Raw genomic sequence first — 18,198 nt, 5'->3', positions numbered from 1 at the left:
GGTCCTGCGGGTCCTGCGGGTCCTTCCGGTCCGGGTGCGCCATCGGCGCCTGCGGGTCCTGCGGGTCCTGCGGGTCCTGCGGGTCCCTCGGGTCCGATTGCGCCGTCAGCGCCTGCCGGTCCTGCGGGTCCTTCCGGTCCTGCGGGTCCCTCGGGTCCCTCGGGTCCGATTGCGCCGTCGGCGCCTGCGGGTCCTGCCGGTCCTGTGGGTCCTTCCGGTCCTGCGGGACCCTCAGGTCCGGTTGCGCCAGCGGGCCCTCGTGGCCCCACTGGGCCTCTGGGCCCTGCGGGACCAGCAGGACCCTGGACTCCATCGGGAATCCGGCACAGGAAGATTGGCAGGCCCAGCCACCTGCACAGCGGGATATAAGCCGAACTGTCCGAGGTCGGCTGCGGCTGCAATGCGCCCTGGATGATTGCCTTGGTGCTGGAGAGGTCGCGGGCGTTAACTGTTCCGGGGACGGAGATGAAGCTCGTGCAAATAGTGGAAATCGCCAGAATGCAGGGGTCAACCTGCGTTCCCTTGGCGGATTCGATTCTCTCGGGACGAGCCTGCGCCGAAGTCGAAAGTTGCGAATCGGCTGAAACTGGGACAGGGGAGTGCAGAAGAAGGACGGCCCCGGCGAGCGCGCCGCCCGCAAGGGTCCGTTTCATGAAAATAGACACGTGCGTTGTCTCTCCCGTTGCATTCAGCGAAAACACTGTGCGGCCATTCTTTGAACGCTCGGGAGGTGGCGGGAGAAGTGTCGATCGAATCAGGTGTGGAAGCTTGATGAGGGGCGCGCGTTTCTTTGCTTTCCGTAAATTTGAATCGCCACACAAAAGCCCAACATCCTTGTTGTGGCAATTAATTGGATAAGTGAATTATATTCACTCAAGTCGGATAATGGGCAGACTGGGCGGTGATTGAACGTAGGTCTCGACGCCGCCCGGTACCAGCTGTGGGCCGAGGTCGGAGCCGTCATCGTCACCGTTGAAAACGCCCGCCCGTGGAGCGCGCTACACCGCCGGGAAGTGCTCGTCGAACACGATCTTCGTACGTCGTACGTGTTACGTCGCGTGATGTGCGCGGCCGGGAGGTTCCCGGTTCGAACGGGGCGAAGTTTTCGTGATCACCCGGAAGGGGCGGAAGGCGGATTCGCGCGGGCGGGCGACCAGCGGGCCGCCGCGTTGCCGTGGCAGCGTTTCCTGTTTCCCCGGACGGGCACCACCGGCTGGCCACCCACCACCCCGACCGGTCCTGTAGGCGACCGGTGGTGCGGCGGGAAGCCTGCCCGGTGCCGTTGTCCGGCACCGGGCAGGCGGGGCGCGGAGCTCGAGAACGAATCGGGAACCGGAGCCTGGTCCTCCCCGGCTTCGGTCGTGGGGTGGGTCAGGACGGGATGGGGATGTGGATCCTGGGCAGGCCCTCGGGTTCCTTGCCGGGATAGTCTCCACCCAGCATGGTGGCCACTGTGTAGAGATGCCAGGCCTGGTTGGGCTTCTTGAGGACGGGTTCGGCGAACAGCGCACGAACCTCGTCGGGGTTGACGATGGGCGTCAGCAGGTCGAGGCGACCCAGGACATGGTCGCGTATCAGGCCGGTCAGCTCCGTACCGGGGCTGGTCCGCCAGTTCCAGCCACCGCCGCCGGTTTTCGGCGCGGTCAGCACCTGCGGCCTACGCTGCCAGGGGTAGTACCGCTTCCCGGCGGTGAACCGCCACGGCTTGCCCTCGATCGGGATGTCCCTGAGCGACGGGGCCAGGACGCCGAGGAGTTCGTAGATGACCTCCTCCGACAGCCGCCAGGTCTGGTCGAGACCCAGCGCGGCGCGGACCACCCGGTTGTCGAGGAAGGGCCAGATCTGGTCGCCCCGGCGCAGCGAGCCCGCCCGCGCCCCCGCGTGCCAGCGGCCGACCTTGTAGGAGATGTACATGTGGTCGAGCGCCTCCAGCGGAGCCCGCTCTCGCCACGGCCCGGCCAGCTCGCGGGCGTGCTCGTTGGCCATCTCGCTGAACAGCGCCGGATCTCGCAGGAAGGTCACGTCCACCCGGCGGCGCAGCGCTTTCTCCCCCAGGTCGGTCTGGAGCAGCAGCAGGCCGCCGGCCCGCAGGATCTCGCCGCTCTGCCCGGACATGGTCGGCTTGGCGCTGTAGGGGAGGTAACCGACGACCGATTCGTACGCCGATGTCATGCCCTCGCAGGCGCGCAGCGTCTCGTAGGCCCGCGCGAGCGGGTGCTCGACGACGATCGCGTCCTTCTTCTCGGCGCGGGCCGGGGGGATGACGGTGTGCTCGACGTGAAGCGCCTGGGCGACGCGCCCGGCGAGGATCACGTCGGGGTGGGTGTCCAGGCCGTTGGTGGTCGCGCGCAGCGGGATGCCGGCCGCGTGCAGCACCGCGGCGATCAGGCGGCTGTCCCTGCCACCGGTGAGCGCGAGGTTCACCGGTTCCCCCGCCGCGCGCAGCGGCTCCACGGTGGCCAGCAGCGCCTCGGCCAGCTCCCCGACGAGCTCCTTCTTCCGCCTGCGCGACTCCGGTGCCGGCACGGCCGTCGGGAGCGGAGTCGTGGTGATCGTACGGGTGCCGCCCCTGACGGTCACCGACGAGGACGGCGGCAGCGCGCTCACCCCGAGGTAGGGCGTCTCGTCGGACAGGAAGTATCCCTGCCGGACCATCGACTGCAGCGCGAGCACGTCCCAGTCGACGCGCTCGCCGCAGGCGAGATGGACCAGGAGGGCCCGGCTGCCGATCACGTGCACGTCGGGCGTCTCGGCGTAGTAGACCGGGCAGACCCGATGGATCGCGGTGGCGGCCGACAGCTCGCCCCCGGTGGCCCGGAACACCGAGAAGCACCCGCCGACCGCCTCGCTGTCCAGCGTGGTCATGCCTGCCAGCCGGTTCACGTCGTCCGGTGCGGCCAGGTAACCGTTCACCCCGGTCACCCGGTCGTGCTCGGTTATCAGCGGCGGGGGCTGCCGCGAGTCGTCGGGCTCGTTGGTCCAGGCGAACATGGTGATGCCGGGGCGGTGCCACTCGCGCGACCTGATGACCTCCGACGGCACGGGGAACGCGCTGTCGATCACGCTCCTGACACGGTGCAGCATCGCCTCCGGTATTCCGGCTTCCGGATCTTTGGCCGCGAGGCCGAGGTACACGCGCATGACGAAGGATCCTATGTCGCGTTTTTTCGGGACGGCTGGGAGTCCGGCCGGACAGCATGGCCGAGATGAACGAGATGCTGTCACACGCCGTCACCGGTACGGCGACCGTGGCCCGCGGCGTCCGTGACGACCGGCTGGGGCCGCCCACCCCCTGCGAGGACTTCGACGTGCGGGCCCTGCTCGGGCTCAGCGGGCGGGATCCGGCCTGGAAACCCTGATCACGTGCCGAACACGGTTTGCGCTCGCTTGGGTCAAGCTCCCGGCGGGAGGCTGGAAGGAGCCGTCGTAGGGGGTGACACGCATCCCTAGGAGGCGACATGAAGTCACGCCCGCTCGCCGCTGCCCTCGCCGTGATCGTCCTGCTGTCCGCCGCCGCCTGCGGAGGGGCGTCGGACGGGAAGGGAACCGCCAGCCAGCCGATGCCCGAATCCGGCAAGCAGGTCCCGCGCCCCTCCCTCGCGGAAACCGGTGGCCTGGCCACCTCCGGGGTCGAGGACTCCGAGGCCGACGCCGCCAGGCAACGTGACACCGCCGCCGAGCAGATCTCCACCTTCGCCCTCGACGTGGACACCGCCTCGTACGGCTACAGCAGGCGGACCCTCCAGGAGGGCAGGTTGCCGGAGCCTGGTCAGGTCCGGCCCGAGGAGTTCGTCAACGCCTTCGCGCAGGACTACCGGGAGCCGGACGACGACGGCTTCACCGTGCACATGGACGGTGCCCGTACGCCGGGGAACGGCGCCGCGCTGCTCCGTGTCGGCCTGCAGACCCGCAGGGCGGATGCGGAGGCCCGGCGCCCGGCGAACCTCACCTTCGTGGTGGACGTGTCCGGTTCCATGAGCGAGTCCGGCAGGATCGACCTGGTCAGGGAGGCCCTGCACAAGCTCGTCGACCAGCTCGGGCCCGGTGACCAGGTCTCCATCGTGGCCTTCAGCGACCGGGCGGACGTCGTCCTGTCCATGACCCCGGCAACCGACAGGGACCGGCTCCATGCCGCCGTCGAGCGCCTCGCCATAGGACAGTCGACGAACCTGGAGGAGGGGCTGACCAGTGGCTACGCGGAGGCCGCGACGAGCTTCAGGGCGGTGGCGGTCAACCGGGTCATCCTGCTCTCCGACGGACTGGCCAACGTCGGTGACACCACCTGGCAGGGCATCCTCGCCCGGGTCGAGGAGGCCGCAGGCAAGAGGATAACCCTGCTGTGCGTCGGTGTCGGCCGCGACTACGGTGACCAGCTGATGGAGCAGCTCGCCGACAACGGGGACGGTGCCGCGGTCTACGTCAGCTCCGTCGACGACGCGCGCAAGGTCTTCGTCGAGCAGCTCGCCACCAACCTCGACCTGCGCGCCCGCGACGCCAAGGCACAGGTCGTGTTCAACCCCTCGGCCGTGGAGTCGTACCGTCTGATCGGCTACGAGAACCGGCGACTCGCGACCGAGGACTTCCGTGACGACGCCAAGGACGGCGGCGAGATCGGCCCCGGTCACTCGGTGACCGCCCTGTACGAGGTGCGGCTGCGCGGCGGGGCGTCGGGTCAGCTGGCCACCGCCACCGTACGCTGGCAGGACCCCGACACCCGCGATCCCGCCGAGGCCACTCGCGCCCTCGCGGTCGGTGACCTGGCGGCCTCGCCGTGGCGGGAGTCCGCGCCGAGGTTCCAGGTCGACGTGGTCGCCGTGGGCTTCGCCGAGTATCTCCGCACTGGGGAGGGGATCGCCGGAGCGGACCCCGGGGATCTCGCCGCCCATGCCACCCGGCTGGCCGCGTCCACCGAGGACCCCTCGGTGACCGAGCTCGCCACGCTGATCGAGAAGGCCATGTCGCTAAGGTAGGCACCCGTCCGCGGCCCGTACGCGACCTGCGGCCCCGAGGCGAGCCGGCCCCCGTGGCGGCCCGCCTCGGCGGTTACAGGGTGTGGAGTGATTTCCTATACACTGGCGTGGACGCCGGGCAGGGCCCGGCGACATCGGTTGACACCGAGGGGCTATGGCGCAGTTGGTAGCGCGCCTCCATGGCATGGAGGAGGTCTGGGGTTCGAATCCCCATAGCTCCACTCCTCACGAAGGGCGGCCAGATGGCCGCCCTTCGGTGTTTTCCCGGACGAATCGCTCTCAGTCGAGCTCGTAGTCGAGGTGGAAGGAGTGGGCGCCGTCGTCGTTGACGATCTGCCCCCCGCCCCGGATGCCCAGCAGTTCCCCGGTACCCGAGTCGGGAAGGATCGTCCAGCTCAGCTCCGACTCCCCGGCGTGTGCCGCGGCCGTGTGGTGGAGTACGAAGGTGCCCTTGCGGCCGTGCGCGGTGCCGGTGAAGCGTTCGAAGCCCGCGTAGGCCGCCGACGTCTCGACCGGGGCGACCGCGGTGATGATGTCCGTGGTACTGGTGCCGACCAGGTCGCCGTCGAAGGTCTTGGTGATGTGGACGCGGGAGAGCGTGGCACCTTCGGCCTCGTCGTAGGGGTGCGGATCCCAGCTGTCGATGGTGAAGGTTCCGGTGGCACGAGGCATATGTGGGCTCCCTTGGAAGGTCTCAGCTCTGGTGCTCATCCTGGCGCCTATACCTGTCATCTAATGTCAGATACGGGGCTCTCCATCCGTGACCGCGGCGGCGAGAAGGGGGCGCTCTAGGAAAGGCGCCATTTATCCATGTTCCAGGTGATGGTCGACTGCGCGGGGTTCGGGACGACGTTCTGGAGCGTCTCGTCCCACGCGCTGAGGCCCGGATGCTGGAACAGCGGGATGGTGGCCAGGTCACTCCAGAGCCGCTTCTCTATCTCACCGATGATCGGGTCCTGGGCGGCCAGGTCAACGGTCGAGTTCAACTCCTTGATGAGGAGGTCGACCCGCCTGCTGGAGTAGCAGCCGTTGTTGTTGCCCTTGCTGTGGGCGTCGCACTTCTGCGGCGAGGTGAAGCTGGAGGCCCAGCCACTGACCAGGGCCGAACCCGACCAGGCGAACAGCGCCACGTCGTAGCCGTTGGTCGGCATCACGGTGCCCAGGAAATCCTCGGAGCCCTTGTCGACGACCTTGAATCCGGCCTTGTTACAGGAGTCGATGATGAGCTGCACCGCCGCGGTGCGGCGCGGGTTCGGGGTCTGGTAGCCGATGCTGACCTCCAGCCCCGTCTGGCCGGCTTTCCGCAGCAGTTCCCTGGCACCCGCGATGTCCTGTCGCGTATACACGTCGGCGCTGCCGCTGGCGGCCACGACCGCGGCGCTGTTGGCCTGGAACGGAGCCACGGTGCGAACCTGCAGGGGCCTGGCCGCGGGTGCGACGGGCTTGATCAGATGGTCGACGATGAGCTGCCTGGGCACGCATCTGGCGAACGCCTCGCGCAGCCTTCTGTCGCGGAACGGGCTGGAGTGGAAGTTGAAGTCCAGGTGCTCGTAGGTGTACTTGTCGGAGACACTGACCTTCACCCCCCGCAGGGACTGCAACTGCTTGAGCACCTCGGGTCCCGGCTGCGGCTCGACGATCTGGACCTCGCGGTTCTGCAGTGCCTGCGCCTGCTCGTCGAGGGTGATGAAACGCTCGACGATCGTCGGAGTCGCGGCGGGGGTGCCCCACCACCTGTCGTTGGCGATGAGGGTCAGCCGCTGCCCGGCGTCCAGCTTGGAGAGCTTGTACGGTCCCGAGGAGGGGATCAGCCTGGCCTCGGGCAGCCTGCCCTCGGAGACCCAGCCGTCGTTGAAGAACTTGATGCCCTCGGCGAGCTTCTTCGAGTCGGTGTTCTTGACCGCCGCGATGAAGTCCTCCTCGGACAGGCCGTCCTGCTCGGCGACCACGTGGGCGGGCAGCATCTCGGTCGCGCCGGGGCCGCCGGCCACCCAGTCCGCGAACGGCTTGTCGTAGACCAGGGTGAACTCCTTGCCGCCCTTCTCGCAGTCGGGGACCTCGGTGTCCTGGACGCCGTTGGTGTCGGCTGAGGCGAAGCCCTTGACCTTGCCGGACCGGAAGGCCCACCACAGCATGACGTCGTCGCAGTCGATCGGGGTGCCGTCGGACCAGACCGCCTTGGCGTTGATCGTGTACTTGACGCTCAGCGGGTCGTCGGAGATCTTCTCGTAGGTTCCGAAGTCCTTGTCGGGGACGATCGCGCCCTTGTCACCGTAGAACCAGAAACCCGTGAGCACCCGCTGCAGGGGCGCCGCGTTGCGCGTGGCGTTCTCGGCGGTGGTGTTGTTGTTGTAGGAGTGGAACTCCTGCTCGTACGCGTAGGTGATGGTCTCTGCCGGTTGGATCGACTCCGAGCCCGACGCCGTCGGGTCGTCCGTCGGATCGGTGCTCGCGCAGGCGCTGAGCAGGAGCGAGCCGCATGCCAGCAGTGCCAGGATCCCCGCCGGCCTTCGTGTGTGGAACACGGCACACTCCTCTGATCGCCCGTTCTCCGGCCGGTCCCGTAACGGCCCCGCGGAGCGCGAGTGCCGTCGCTCCCGCACGGCCGCGCGGGACCGGAGACCGGCCTCGCGTCTCCCCGTGACCATGCCGGATGCGAGACCCCCAGTTGACGAGAATAGAAAAAACGCAACCTTTGAGCGAATTCTCCCAGTATGTGAGATGGCCATTACCGGGCTCCCGGCGTGCCCGCGTACGGGAAGGGCATCCGCACCGGGAAAAGCGGCGGTACCACCGGAGCGAACATGGCCCGATCCTTGTGGATATTGGCACTCGGGCCACTCGCGCGGAGCGTTTCGCCCCCCCGATTATGGGGCGCATGACAACGACTCTTCGGGCGCCCGAACGTGAGCTGCACCGCGCCTGGATCGTGGCGGGAGTCGCGTTCGTGGCCATCCTCGGCGCGGCCGGGTTCCGGGCGACGCCCGGCGTGCTGATCACACCGCTCCAGGAGGAGTTCGGCTGGTCCCGGGGCACGATCTCGCTGGCCGTCTCGGTCAACCTCATGCTCTACGGGCTGACCGCGCCCTTCGCGGCAGCGCTCATGGACCGTTTCGGAATGCGCAGAGTCGTGACGTACGCCCTGCTGGTGGTCGCCGCGGGCAGCGGGTTGACCATCCTGATGAACGCCCCCTGGCAGCTCGTCCTGTGCTGGGGTGTCCTGGTCGGCCTCGGCACCGGCTCGATGGCCCTGGTCTTCGCCGCGACCCTCACCGAGCGCTGGTTCGTCCGCCACCGCGGCCTCGTCACCGGTGTGCTCACCGCGGGCGGCGCCACCGGGCAACTCGTCTTCCTGCCCGTCCTCGCGCACCTGGCGGCCGACAGTGGCTGGCGGTCGGCCGCCATCACGGTCGCCGTCGCGGCTCTGGCCGTGGTCCCCCTGGTCTGGTTCCTGCTGCGTGACCGGCCTGAGGACGTGGGCACCACGGCTCTGGGCGCCGGCCCCGCCGCCCCCCCGGCCGTGCGGCCCGCGCGGACCGGTGGCGCCGCCTCGCGGGCCCTCGGCGTGCTGTGGAGCGCCGCGCGTACGCGCCCCTTCTGGCTGCTCGCAGGGGGGTTCGCGATCTGCGGGATGAGCACCAACGGCCTGGTGGGCACCCATTTCATCCCCGCCGCCCACGACCACGGCATGGCCGAGCCGGTCGCCGCCGGGCTGCTCGCGCTGGTCGGGATCTTCGACGTGGTCGGCACCGTGGCGTCCGGGTGGCTGAGCGACAAGATTGACTCGCGTGTCCTCCTCGGCGCCTACTACGGGCTGCGGGGCCTGTCGTTGATGGCCCTGCCAAGCCTGTTCGGGGCCACCGCCGAGCCCAGCATGCTGGTCTTCATCATCTTCTACGGCCTCGACTGGGTGGCCACGGTCCCGCCGACCGTCGCCCTGTGCCGCCAGATCTACGGTCCCGACGGGGCTGTGGTGTTCGGCTGGGTCTTCGCCTCCCACCAGATCGGCGCGGCGGTCGCCGCGGTCGCCGCGGGAGTCACCCGTGACCACTTCGGCGCCTACGATCTCGCCTGGTACGCCGCGGGGTCGCTCTGCTTCGCCGCCGCGCTCATGTCGGTGGTCATCACCAGGAAGCAGGCATCCTTGAAGGTCTGACCTCCTTCCTGTCCGGAAGGGACGGGCAGCCAGGCCACGGCCACCGGGTGGACAGGTGTGGAAGGTACTCGTTCCCGAAGTGTGATGGGGATCCCGCACGGGAAAACCGGATTTGTCGTACGCTCCCGATCGTGCTCGATGGGTTGGGTGGGACTCAGGGGACCCGGGAGACGGGTCCCGCGCCGACATATGTGACCGCCGAGGCGGAGACGTCGGAGTTGCCGAAAATCGTGGTGGAGAGCCCCCCGAAACCATCGGACTCACCGGTGAAGCGGTCCCGTATCGGCGACCTGCCGATGCGAGTGATCTACCGCATCCTGGCCGTGGGCGTCGCGCTGGTCCTGGCCGCCGTCGCGGCCGTGGTCGGTTTCGTCTCCTCGGGCTCCTCAGATCAACCGGGCGGGGGAAAGACGGGGCAGATCGCCGCGCCATCTGCCGCGCCACCCTCGCCCGGTCCAGGCTCGCCGGAGCCGTCGACCCCGGTGTCAGCCCCGGCGTCCGCCTCGGCGTCGGAGCAGGCGTCCCCGTCGGAGAGTCCTGCCGAGACGACTTCTCCGTCCCCCTCGCCCGAGGGCTGGGAACCGGCCCCCGACCGCAGCGCCGTCACCGCGGCCCTCGCCGACCCCCGGGTGCCCGAACTGCCGCGTGACAAGCGGCTCGGCCGGCTCCCCGGCAAGGCGTACAAGAGCAAGCGCCGCATCGAGGACGACAGGTCGGGGGTGTCGCTGATCCGTTTCGGCAAGCCCTGGAAGGTCTTCGGCGCGTCGCCGTTCTCCACCAAGCAGGTGCTGCCGAAGGTGAAGGGGATCGCTCACCGGGCGATGCTCGTGAGCTGTCCGGTGCCGATCCTGGTGCAGCGGAAGGCGAAGGACACCGCGCTGCTGGCGGCCCGGTGGACACTCAACCACCACCCCAAGGGCAGCAGGATCGCCTGGGTCGCCTCGCAACCGATCAAGGACGGCTGGCTGCTCGCCTACCGGGTGAAGTACAAGATCAAGAGCAAGACGCGCTCCTCCATGGCCGCCCTCGCCGTGGTCGAGGCTCCCGGAGCCAAGCCCGCGATGCTCTTCGTGACGATCCCCGACACCCAGAGCAAGCGCTGGCGCGATATCAACACCGCGGTCTCCTCCCTCAGATTGAAGTAAGCCCCATCTGGGCAGGAATCGCCGTATCTATGTGATCTGGTGAAACTCGGGGGAATTTCACGGCAGGCCGCTCCATCGCCATCCGCGCGACGACCTCCCGCCCGCTCGCCGGGCGCGAGGTTCCGGGTTCGGGGCGCAGGCGAAGGACGGCCTCGGTTCGAGAGCCCGGACTGAGCCGGGTGTCCTGGGCATCCGTCCAGGCAGGCTCCCCCAGCCGTCGAGGGGGAAGTCTTGAAGCGACCGGCGTCTCAGGAACGCAAGGGGTCTGACCAGGACACGGCCGACAAGCAGCGCGGATCCAAGCCCTGGCGGTCCGAGGGCCTGCCCGACGGGCCGCCCGCCCCGCAGCGCCCGAGGATCAACTGGGTGCGTTTCCTGGTGACCATGCTCATCGTCTACGCGGGCTTCTTCGTCGTCTCCTCGTTCTTCGGCGAGGTCACCGAGCCGATCTCCTACACCCAGTTCACCGGTCAGGTGCGGGCGGGGAACGTCAAGGACATCTACGCCACGGGTACCTCGATCCAGGGCACCCTCAAAAAGCCCGCCCGCGACCCCGACAGCGGCAACGCCGAGTACGACAAGTTCTCCACCGAGATACCGGTCTTCGCCGACCAGGCCGCCCTCTACCGGCAGCTCACCGCGACGGGCGTGAACATCAAGGCCGAGCCCGTCGGCGGCCGGAGTTTCCTGTCCAACCTGCTGCTCTCCCTGCTGCCGGTCCTGCTGCTGGCGGGCCTGTGGATCTGGTTCATACGGCGCTCGGCGTCCGCGATGGGCGAAGGGCTGGGCGGTCTCGGCGGGCTCGGTGGCCTCGGCAGGTCGAAGGCGGCCAAGCCGGTGGAACCGGCCAAGGTCCGGGTCGACTTCGACGACGTCGCGGGCATCGACGAGGTCGAGAACGAGGTGGCCGAGGTGGTCGACTACCTCAAGGACCCCGACAAGTACCGGAGGCTGGGGGCGAAGCTGCCCAAGGGGGTGCTGCTCACCGGGCCGCCGGGCACCGGCAAGACACTCCTCGCCCGCGCCGTGGCGGGCGAGGCGGACGTGCCCTTCTTCTCGGCGAGCGCCTCGGAGTTCATCGAGATGATCGTGGGGGTCGGCGCCTCGCGGGTACGCGAGCTGTTCGACGAGGCTCGCAAGGTCGCACCGTCGATCATCTTCATCGACGAGATCGACGCGATCGGCAGGGTCCGCGGCGGCAGCACCATCGGTGGCCACGACGAGCGCGAGCAGACTCTCAACCAGATCCTCACCGAGATGGACGGCTTCACCGGTTCCGAGGGCGTCATCGTGATCGCCGCCTCCAACCGGGCGGAGGTCCTCGACCCGGCGCTGCTCCGTCCTGGCCGGTTCGACCGTACCGTCGTGGTGTCGGTGCCGGATGTCGAGGGGCGGCTGGCGATCCTCCGGGTCCACAGCAGGGGCGTGCCGCTCGCCGACGACGTGGACCTGGAGCGACTGGCCAGGACCACCCCCGGCATGACCGGTGCCGACCTGGCCAACCTGGTCAACGAGGCGGCGCTGCTCGCCGCCAAGCGCGGCCACGACAGGGTGCGCGCCCCCGACTTCGCCGACGCGCTGGAGAAGATCCTGCTCGGTGCGGCCCGCGCCGTCGTGATCCCGCAGGAGGAGCGCAGACGCACCGCCTACCACGAGGCCGGCCACGCGCTCCTCGGTATGCTCCAGCCCGGCGCCGACCCGGTCAGGAAGGTGTCGATCATCCCGCGTGGGCGGGCGCTCGGTGTCACGCTCTCCACGCCCGACACCGACAAGTACGCCTACGACGAGAAATACCTGCGCGACCGGATCGTCGGTGCCCTCGGCGGCATGGCGGCGGAGCAGGTCGTCTACGGGGTGATCACCACCGGCTCGGAGAACGACCTGGAGCAGGTCACCGTGATCGCCCGCGGCATGGTCGGCCGCTGGGGCATGTCCGCCAGGATCGGCCCGCTGAGCGTGCTGCCCGGCGCCGCCGACGGCCAGCCCGCCGCCGCCCCCGACACCCTCGCCGCGGTGGACCAGGAGGTCCGGCGCATCGTGGACGAGTGCTACGAGGTCGCCATGGCGGTCCTGGAGGAGAACCGTGAGCGCCTGGACGGCATCGTCGCGGCCCTGCTGGAGCACGAGACCCTCGGCGAGGCGGAGGCGTACGCCGCCGCGGGCCTTCCGCGGGGCGCCGCCCCTGGACTTCCCCCTTCGGGACCGCCCCCGCAGCTCCCGCCCTCGCCCCACGCCTGACCCGCGAGCCGCCGCCTGGGCACGCTGCCCGCGGCGAGGGGACGGCGGGAGCCGCGCTAGGCTCGATCGGCGTGACCCAGATCGTTCTCGCCTCCGCGTCCCCTGCCCGCCTCGCCCTGCTACGCAGCGCCGGACTCGATCCAGGAGTGATCGTCAGCGGTGTGGACGAGGAGGCCGTCACCGCCGACAGCCCGAGCGAACTCTGCCTCGCGCTGGCCCGTGCGAAGGCGGCTGTGGTGGCCGAGGGCCTGACCGACGGTCTGGTCATCGGCTGCGACTCGGTGCTGGAGCTCGACGGCCGGGCCTACGGCAAGCCGTCCTCTCCGGCGGAGGCGGTCGCCCGCTGGCGGGGCATGCGCGGCCGCGAGGGCCGTCTGCTCACCGGCCACTGCGTGATCGACGCCGCGGACGGGCGCGAGGTGGCGGAGGTGGGCGCGACGGTCGTGCGTTTCGGCACCGCCACCGACGACGAGATCGCCGCCTACGTCGCCACCGGTGAGCCTCTCCACGTGGCCGGAGCCTTCACCCTGGACGGCCGCGGCGGCTGGTTCGTCGACGGCATCGACGGCGACCACGGCAACGTCCTGGGCATCTCCCTGCCCCTGCTGCGCCGCCTCTTCGCGGCCCTCGGCGTCTCCGTACCCGGCCTCTGGCCGCGCGCCTGACGTCCACGACCCGGCCCGTGTCCGCTTGCGCCCGTAAGGGCGATGAGGAGCAGTCCCGGTTGACGTCCGATCCCGATAATCTTCCGCCATGGGTCATTTCCGCTCCTTTCTGGACGGCATCGGGTTCTTCTTCCAGGGACTGCGCTGGGTCGCGCGATATCCGCGCTGGTGGCTGTTCGGGTTGATCCCGGCGCTGATCGCGTTCGTCCTCTACGCGGTCGGCCTCTACTTCCTCGGCAAGAACGCGCTGGACATCGCCGCGTGGGGCACGCCGTTCGCCGACGGATGGAGTGAGGCGGCGCGGACCGCGCTGCGCGCGCTGGTCGGGCTGGTGCTCTTCGGCGCGGGGCTGGTCCTGGCCGTGGTGACCTTCACGGCGATCACCCTCACCCTGGGCGACCCCTTCTACGAGAAGCTCTCCGAGAAGGTGGAGGAGACCTACGGGGAGGTGCCGACAGGGTACGAACTCCCGCTGTGGAAGTCGATCCCCAGATCCATCAGGGACAGTCTGGTCACCCTCGGCTGGCTGTTGCTGTTCACGATCCCGCTGTTCTTCCTCGGCTTCGTGCCGGTGGTCGGGCAGACGGTGGTTCCGGTCCTGGGCGCCCTGGTCTCGGGTTTCTTCCTCACGATCGAGCTGACCGCACTGGCCCTGGAGCGCAGGGGACTGGCACGCAAGAGCCGCTTCGGCCTGCTTCGCGCGAACAAGGCCCCCGCGCTCGGCTTCGGGGGCCTGCTCTTCCTGCTCTTCCTCGTCCCGTTCGTCGCGATCATCGCGATGCCTCCCGCCGTGGCCGGTGCGGCCATCATGGTCCGCACCCGGCTGGCCCCGCCCCTCCTGTCGGCGGAGAGGACGGGATGAGAGGCGCCTGAGGAGGCGCCCGGCCGTCGCGCGCTTCGCCCCGGGCGCCGCGATCGCGTGAGGGGGACGGTCCGGCTGTGGACGGCCGCACGTTCCGTCCACAGAAAGGAGTTCGGGCCGAAAGACACGGGAGCGGGTCCGGGAGGCTTCCGGCCATGACAACAGAGAGCCCGGACTCGCCCGAGTCCCTGTTCCCGCCGGTTTCCCAGCCCCGGCTCCTGCTCGGCTCCACCGAAGACGTCCTGGGCGCGGTCCCCTACCTGCTGGGGTTCCATCCCGCGGAGAGCCTGGTCGTCATCGGCCTCACGGGCGGTCTGCCCAGGAGCAGGCTGCACCTCACCGTCCGATGGGACCTGCCCCTGGCGTCCGGCGGTCTCGGCGACATCGTTCCGCTCTTCCGGAAGGAGGACGTCACGCAGGTCGTCATGGTCGGCTATGGTCCAGGCCCGCTGGTGACCCCGGCCATCGACGAGGCCGGTGCACTGTTCCGCAGGGGCGGTCTCACCGTCGTCGACGCGCTCCGGGTGGAGGACGGCCGTTACTGGTCGTACGGCTGCTCACGGACCGACTGCTGTCCCGTCGAAGGCGTGCCGTACGAGCGGCGGGCCACCGTCGTCGCGGCCGAGGCGACCCTGCACGGACTGGTCGCGTGGCCGGACAGGCAGGCACTGGAGCGCTCACTCGACCCGGTCACCGGGACCGCGCGGGTGGCCATACGTGAGGCGACGGGCCGCCTCATGGAGGAGTTGAGCGGCAGGCTCGCCGGATGTCGTGACGCCGACGGGCTCGCGGTGGAGTTCGTCGCGGAGGGGGTGACCAGGGTCCGCGAGGCGATCGCCATCTACGCCTCGGGCGACCGGCTCGACGACGACCAGGCGGCCAGACTGGGGCTGGACCTGGCGGTGATCAGGGTTCGCGACGAGGCGTGGGCGCTGGTCACCGACGACGGGCACGACGCGCATCTCAAGCTCTGGCACGACCTCACCCGGAGGCTGGAACCGAGGTTCGTGCCCCCGGCCGCCTCGCTACTCGGCCTGGTCGCCTGGCGGCGGGGCGACTCCGCGCTGGCGGGCGTCGCCCTCACCCGGGCGCTTGAAGCCGATCCCGGCTACTCGATGGCTCACCTGCTCATGCACGCGATCCACCACCTGGTCCCGCCACACGCCCTCAACGACAGGATGCCCAGCCCCGAGGAGCTGGACCAGGAGATGGGCAGCCCCAAGATGGCCTGGCTGCTCCCGATGGCCGCGTTGCTGGAAGAACCCGGTGGCCCCGCGCACGATGCGACCACCGGGTTCCTGGCTCAGCCCTCCGCGCGCTTCTGGCGCTCGTTGTAGGCCCTCATCCGGGGGGGATAGCCGGTCAGTTGCACGTCGTAGACGGGCAGGGCCAGGTCGCGGGCCACCTTGCGAATCACCGCGGGGGAGCCGACCCGGCGCCGGGTCCATTCGCCGTCGTCGGCGACGGCCACCGCCGTGGTGTCGGTCGCGAACGTCTCCGGCTCGACGTAGAACTCCACGCCCCGGCGTGACTTCGCGAAGGCGATGAGCGTCTCGATGTCGGCGTCGGTGGCATCGCGGTCGAACTTGGCGATTTTCGGCCCGCGCTTGCGCCTCAACCCATAGCGATCTCGCCATCTCATGTCTCTTTGTATACCTCTCCTGCTCGATCCGCGGTGCAAGGCCAAGGGTCGGTTTCAGGGGCCTATAGGGGTTCATCCTGATATACGGGGCCGACAATCTGGACGAGCATTGAGGTCGAAGAGGCGACGAAAGGGTATCGGTCTCATGGCAGGCACAACGGCATCGGTGGGTCAGTGGCACGGGGAGTGCCGGTGAGCGGCCCTGGGCCCGGTCACGCGGAGCTCCGGGTCAGCAACCAGGATCGTGAGCGGGTGGTCGAGCACGTCCAGGCCGCCTATGCGGAGGGAAGGCTCGACAAAGCCGAGTTCGACGACAGGCTGGAGCGGGCGATGACGGCCCGCGTGCACGGCGACCTCATGCCGATCATGAACGAGCTGTACGGTACGCAGCCGGTCCGGCCCGCGTTCCAGCCGCCGGTCACGCCCCAGGCGGCGTACGGCCACCACGGGCACCTCGGCAGGCGGGGTGGCGACACCGGAGCGGAGCGTCTGGGCGCGGCGGCGGCGCACATGCTCCCACTGGTCGGCCTGCCCGTCCTCGGCCCGGTGGTCATGATGCTCACCGCGGGCAAGACCTCGCCCTACATCCGGGCACACGCGGTGGAGGCTCTCAACTTCCAGCTGACGCTGATCGCGGCCACCATCGTGCTGGCGATCACGGTGGTCGGCGTCGTCCTGACGCCGCTGCTCTGGATCGGCGGCGTGGTGCTGTCCGTCATCGGTGGCGTCGCGGCGATGGGCGACGGAGACTTCCGCTACCCCCTCACGCTGCGCCTCGTGAAGTGACCCGGTGAAGGCCGGGAGGCGTCAGAGCATGAGGGAGCGGACCATGTCGACGGTGTCGGCCTGGTCCGCCGTCTTGTCGGGGCGGTAGCGGATGACCCTGGCGAAGCGCAGAGCCATGCCGCCGGGGTAGCGGCTCGACTGCTGCACGCCGTCGAAGGCGATCTCGACGACCAGCTCGGGGCGGACGGTGACCGTCCAGCCGTCGGTGGGGCCCTCGGCGATGCCGAGGAAGCGGTCGGTCTGCCAGGCGAGCAGCTCGTCGGTCAGGCCCTTGAAGGTCTTGCCGAGCATGACGAACCCGCCACGCGGGTCGCGGGCGCCCAGATGCAGGTTGGAGAGCCTGCCCTCGCGGCGGCCATGGCCCCATTCGGCGGCCAGGACGACGAGGTCGAGCGTGTGCCGGGGCTTCACCTTGATCCAGCCGGCTCCGCGCCTGCCGGCGGCGTAGGGCGTCAGGAGCGACTTGACCACCACGCCCTCGTGACCGCCCCTGATCGCGTCCTTGAAGAACGCCTCGCCGTCCGCGACGTCGCCGGTGACAAGACGCGGGGTCACCAGCTCCGGGGGCACGGCCGCGGCCAGGGCCGCGTGACGGTCCGCACCCGGCAGGTCGAGCAGGTCGGCGCCGTCGACCCGCAGCGCGTCGAAGAAGAAGACGCTCAAGGGGGTCTTCTCACGCGCTCGCGGCACGTCGGTGCGGCTGGACACGCGGCCGGAGGTGACCTGGAAGGGCTCGGGGCGGCCGTCGGGGCGCAGCGCGATGACCTCGCCGTCGAGAACCAGGTCGCTGGAGGGCAGGGCGCTCACCGCCTCGACCAGCTCGGGCACCTGGGTGGTGATGTCGTCGAGGGCGCGGGTGAAGACGGACACCCGGTCGCCGGAGCGATGTGCCTGGACCCTGACCCCGTCGAGCTTCCACTCGACGGCGACCGGGCCGCCGAGCTTGCCGAACGCGGTCGCGACGGAGGTGGCGCTCTGGGCCAGCATCGGCGACACCGGCCGGCAGACCTCCAGGTGAAAGGCGCGCAGCGCCTCGACCCCGCCCGCCAGGGCGGCGGCACCGACGGCGGGAAGCCAGCCGCGAAGCGTCAGCGCCCGCCTGACCTCGGCGGCCGGCACCCCGGCGGCCTTCGCCACGGCCTCGATCATCACCCCTTCGAGCGCGCCCTGGCGCAGTTCGCCCCTGAGCAGGCGTGACAGGAAGACCTGTTCCTGGCGGGTGAGGGCGCCGAACAGCTCGGCGACGAGTGTCCTGCGTGCGCTCTGCGAGCCGGGACCGGCCAGGGACTTGACGCGGTCGAGGAGGTCGTGGACCTCGCGCAGGGTGGCGGTGGCAGCCAGCCGGGGCTCGGGCGGATCCTGCAGGCTCGTCCAGCCCACGCCGACGTTGCGCTGCGGCAGCTCTCCGGAGAGGTAGGCGATGGCGATCTCCGCCTCGTCCGGCTCGACCCGGCCGAGCAGCTCCGCGAGATGCGCGGTCTTCGCCAGCCGGGCGGAGCCGGCGGCCACGGCCGCCGAGGTGCGCGCGAGGTCGATCAACAACACAGTGGCCAGCCTAAGAGCTGTAAGCGACATTTCGGTGAGAGGGGGGTCTGCTTTTCACCGGAATCGCAGCGTGGGGGCCCTGTCGTTCACGATGGCGAGGAGGTGAGGTCCCCGGCGTGGGTCGCCCTCCCTGAAAGCATGCGCGAAAGCGGGGTGGGCGGGCCGCCCCGTCACCGAAGAACTTCGGTG

At 69.8% G+C, this 18,198-nt stretch carries 14 protein-coding genes, 1 tRNA gene and 1 pseudogene; 10 read left to right on the top strand and 6 right to left on the bottom strand.

The window, feature by feature from the left end; all coding sequences use genetic code 11:
• Positions 1-313: pseudogene (locus tag ABZU75_RS39270) on the bottom strand (hypothetical protein); the annotation flags it as partial.
• A 1,058-nt stretch (positions 314-1,371) separates the two neighbouring features.
• Positions 1,372-3,141, bottom strand: a complete 1,770-nt coding sequence (locus tag ABZU75_RS39265) for an asparagine synthase-related protein (RefSeq protein ID WP_355566123.1) — start codon at positions 3,139-3,141, stop codon at positions 1,372-1,374.
• A 65-nt stretch (positions 3,142-3,206) separates the two neighbouring features.
• Here ABZU75_RS39265 and ABZU75_RS39260 point away from each other — a divergent pair, with 65 nt between their 5' ends.
• The 3 genes from ABZU75_RS39260 (at position 3,207) to ABZU75_RS39250 (ending at position 5,191) form a co-directional block, all read left to right on the top strand.
• Positions 3,207-3,359 (top strand): hypothetical protein, encoded by a 153-nt coding sequence (locus ABZU75_RS39260; protein ID WP_355566121.1) that lies wholly within the window; start codon positions 3,207-3,209, stop codon positions 3,357-3,359.
• Positions 3,360-3,458: 99 nt separating this feature from the next.
• The gene (locus tag ABZU75_RS39255; protein WP_355566118.1) at positions 3,459-4,970 is read left to right on the top strand and encodes a von Willebrand factor type A domain-containing protein; all 1,512 of its coding nucleotides are present in this window, start codon (positions 3,459-3,461) and stop codon (positions 4,968-4,970) included.
• A 148-nt stretch (positions 4,971-5,118) separates the two neighbouring features.
• Positions 5,119-5,191 (top strand) — tRNA-Ala (locus ABZU75_RS39250).
• Between the two features lie 58 nt (positions 5,192-5,249).
• On the opposite strand, the gene ABZU75_RS39245 is transcribed toward ABZU75_RS39250, so the two are convergent.
• A complete protein-coding gene (locus tag ABZU75_RS39245) occupies positions 5,250-5,642 on the bottom strand; it encodes a DUF3224 domain-containing protein (RefSeq protein ID WP_355566115.1) in 393 nt (130 codons plus the stop codon).
• A 116-nt stretch (positions 5,643-5,758) separates the two neighbouring features.
• Positions 5,759-7,495 carry an ABC transporter family substrate-binding protein gene (locus ABZU75_RS39240; protein ID WP_355566113.1) on the bottom strand — a complete coding sequence of 579 codons (1,737 nt, stop codon included), beginning with the start codon at positions 7,493-7,495 and terminating at the stop codon, positions 5,759-5,761.
• Positions 7,496-7,848: 353 nt separating this feature from the next.
• Here ABZU75_RS39240 and ABZU75_RS39235 point away from each other — a divergent pair, with 353 nt between their 5' ends.
• From ABZU75_RS39235 to ABZU75_RS39210, 6 genes are all read left to right on the top strand, one after another.
• Positions 7,849-9,126 (top strand): MFS transporter, encoded by a 1,278-nt coding sequence (locus ABZU75_RS39235; RefSeq protein WP_355566111.1) that lies wholly within the window; start codon positions 7,849-7,851, stop codon positions 9,124-9,126.
• A gap of 131 nt (positions 9,127-9,257) precedes the next feature.
• Positions 9,258-10,271 (top strand): hypothetical protein, encoded by a 1,014-nt coding sequence (locus ABZU75_RS39230; RefSeq protein WP_355566108.1) that lies wholly within the window; start codon positions 9,258-9,260, stop codon positions 10,269-10,271.
• A 231-nt stretch (positions 10,272-10,502) separates the two neighbouring features.
• The gene (gene ftsH / locus ABZU75_RS39225; RefSeq protein ID WP_355566106.1) at positions 10,503-12,509 is read left to right on the top strand and encodes an ATP-dependent zinc metalloprotease FtsH; all 2,007 of its coding nucleotides are present in this window, start codon (positions 10,503-10,505) and stop codon (positions 12,507-12,509) included.
• 71 nt (positions 12,510-12,580) lie between these two features.
• Positions 12,581-13,174, top strand: a complete 594-nt coding sequence (locus ABZU75_RS39220) for a nucleoside triphosphate pyrophosphatase (protein ID WP_355566103.1) — start codon at positions 12,581-12,583, stop codon at positions 13,172-13,174.
• A gap of 88 nt (positions 13,175-13,262) precedes the next feature.
• Positions 13,263-14,036: an EI24 domain-containing protein gene (locus ABZU75_RS39215; RefSeq protein ID WP_355566101.1), complete on the top strand. Its 774-nt coding sequence runs from the start codon at positions 13,263-13,265 to the stop codon at positions 14,034-14,036.
• Positions 14,037-14,191: 155 nt separating this feature from the next.
• Entirely contained in the window at positions 14,192-15,373 is a 1,182-nt protein-coding gene (locus ABZU75_RS39210) for a DUF4192 domain-containing protein (RefSeq protein WP_355566098.1), read from the top strand.
• On the opposite strand, the gene ABZU75_RS39205 is transcribed toward ABZU75_RS39210, so the two are convergent.
• Entirely contained in the window at positions 15,340-15,678 is a 339-nt protein-coding gene (locus ABZU75_RS39205) for a hypothetical protein (RefSeq protein WP_350928959.1), read from the bottom strand. The two genes, ABZU75_RS39210 and ABZU75_RS39205, sit on opposite strands and share 34 nt — an antisense overlap.
• Positions 15,679-15,870: 192 nt before the next feature.
• Between ABZU75_RS39205 and ABZU75_RS39200 the strand changes: the two genes are divergently transcribed.
• On the top strand, positions 15,871-16,464 hold the full coding sequence (locus tag ABZU75_RS39200; RefSeq protein ID WP_355566094.1) for a DUF1707 and DUF4870 domain-containing protein: 594 nt from the start codon (positions 15,871-15,873) through the stop codon (positions 16,462-16,464).
• Positions 16,465-16,485: 21 nt separating this feature from the next.
• Here ABZU75_RS39200 and ABZU75_RS39195 read toward each other — a convergent pair whose 3' ends face one another.
• Positions 16,486-18,009, bottom strand: a complete 1,524-nt coding sequence (locus ABZU75_RS39195) for an ATP-dependent DNA ligase (RefSeq protein WP_355566091.1) — start codon at positions 18,007-18,009, stop codon at positions 16,486-16,488.
• Positions 18,010-18,198 lie beyond the last annotated feature (189 nt).

Origin of the sequence: Streptosporangium sp. NPDC005286 (assembly GCF_040607515.1) — a bacterium.
Taxonomy (GTDB): domain Bacteria; phylum Actinomycetota; class Actinomycetes; order Streptosporangiales; family Streptosporangiaceae; genus Streptosporangium.
Note: the sequence above shows the minus strand (reverse complement) of the source record. Positions and strands in the feature narration are given on the sequence as shown.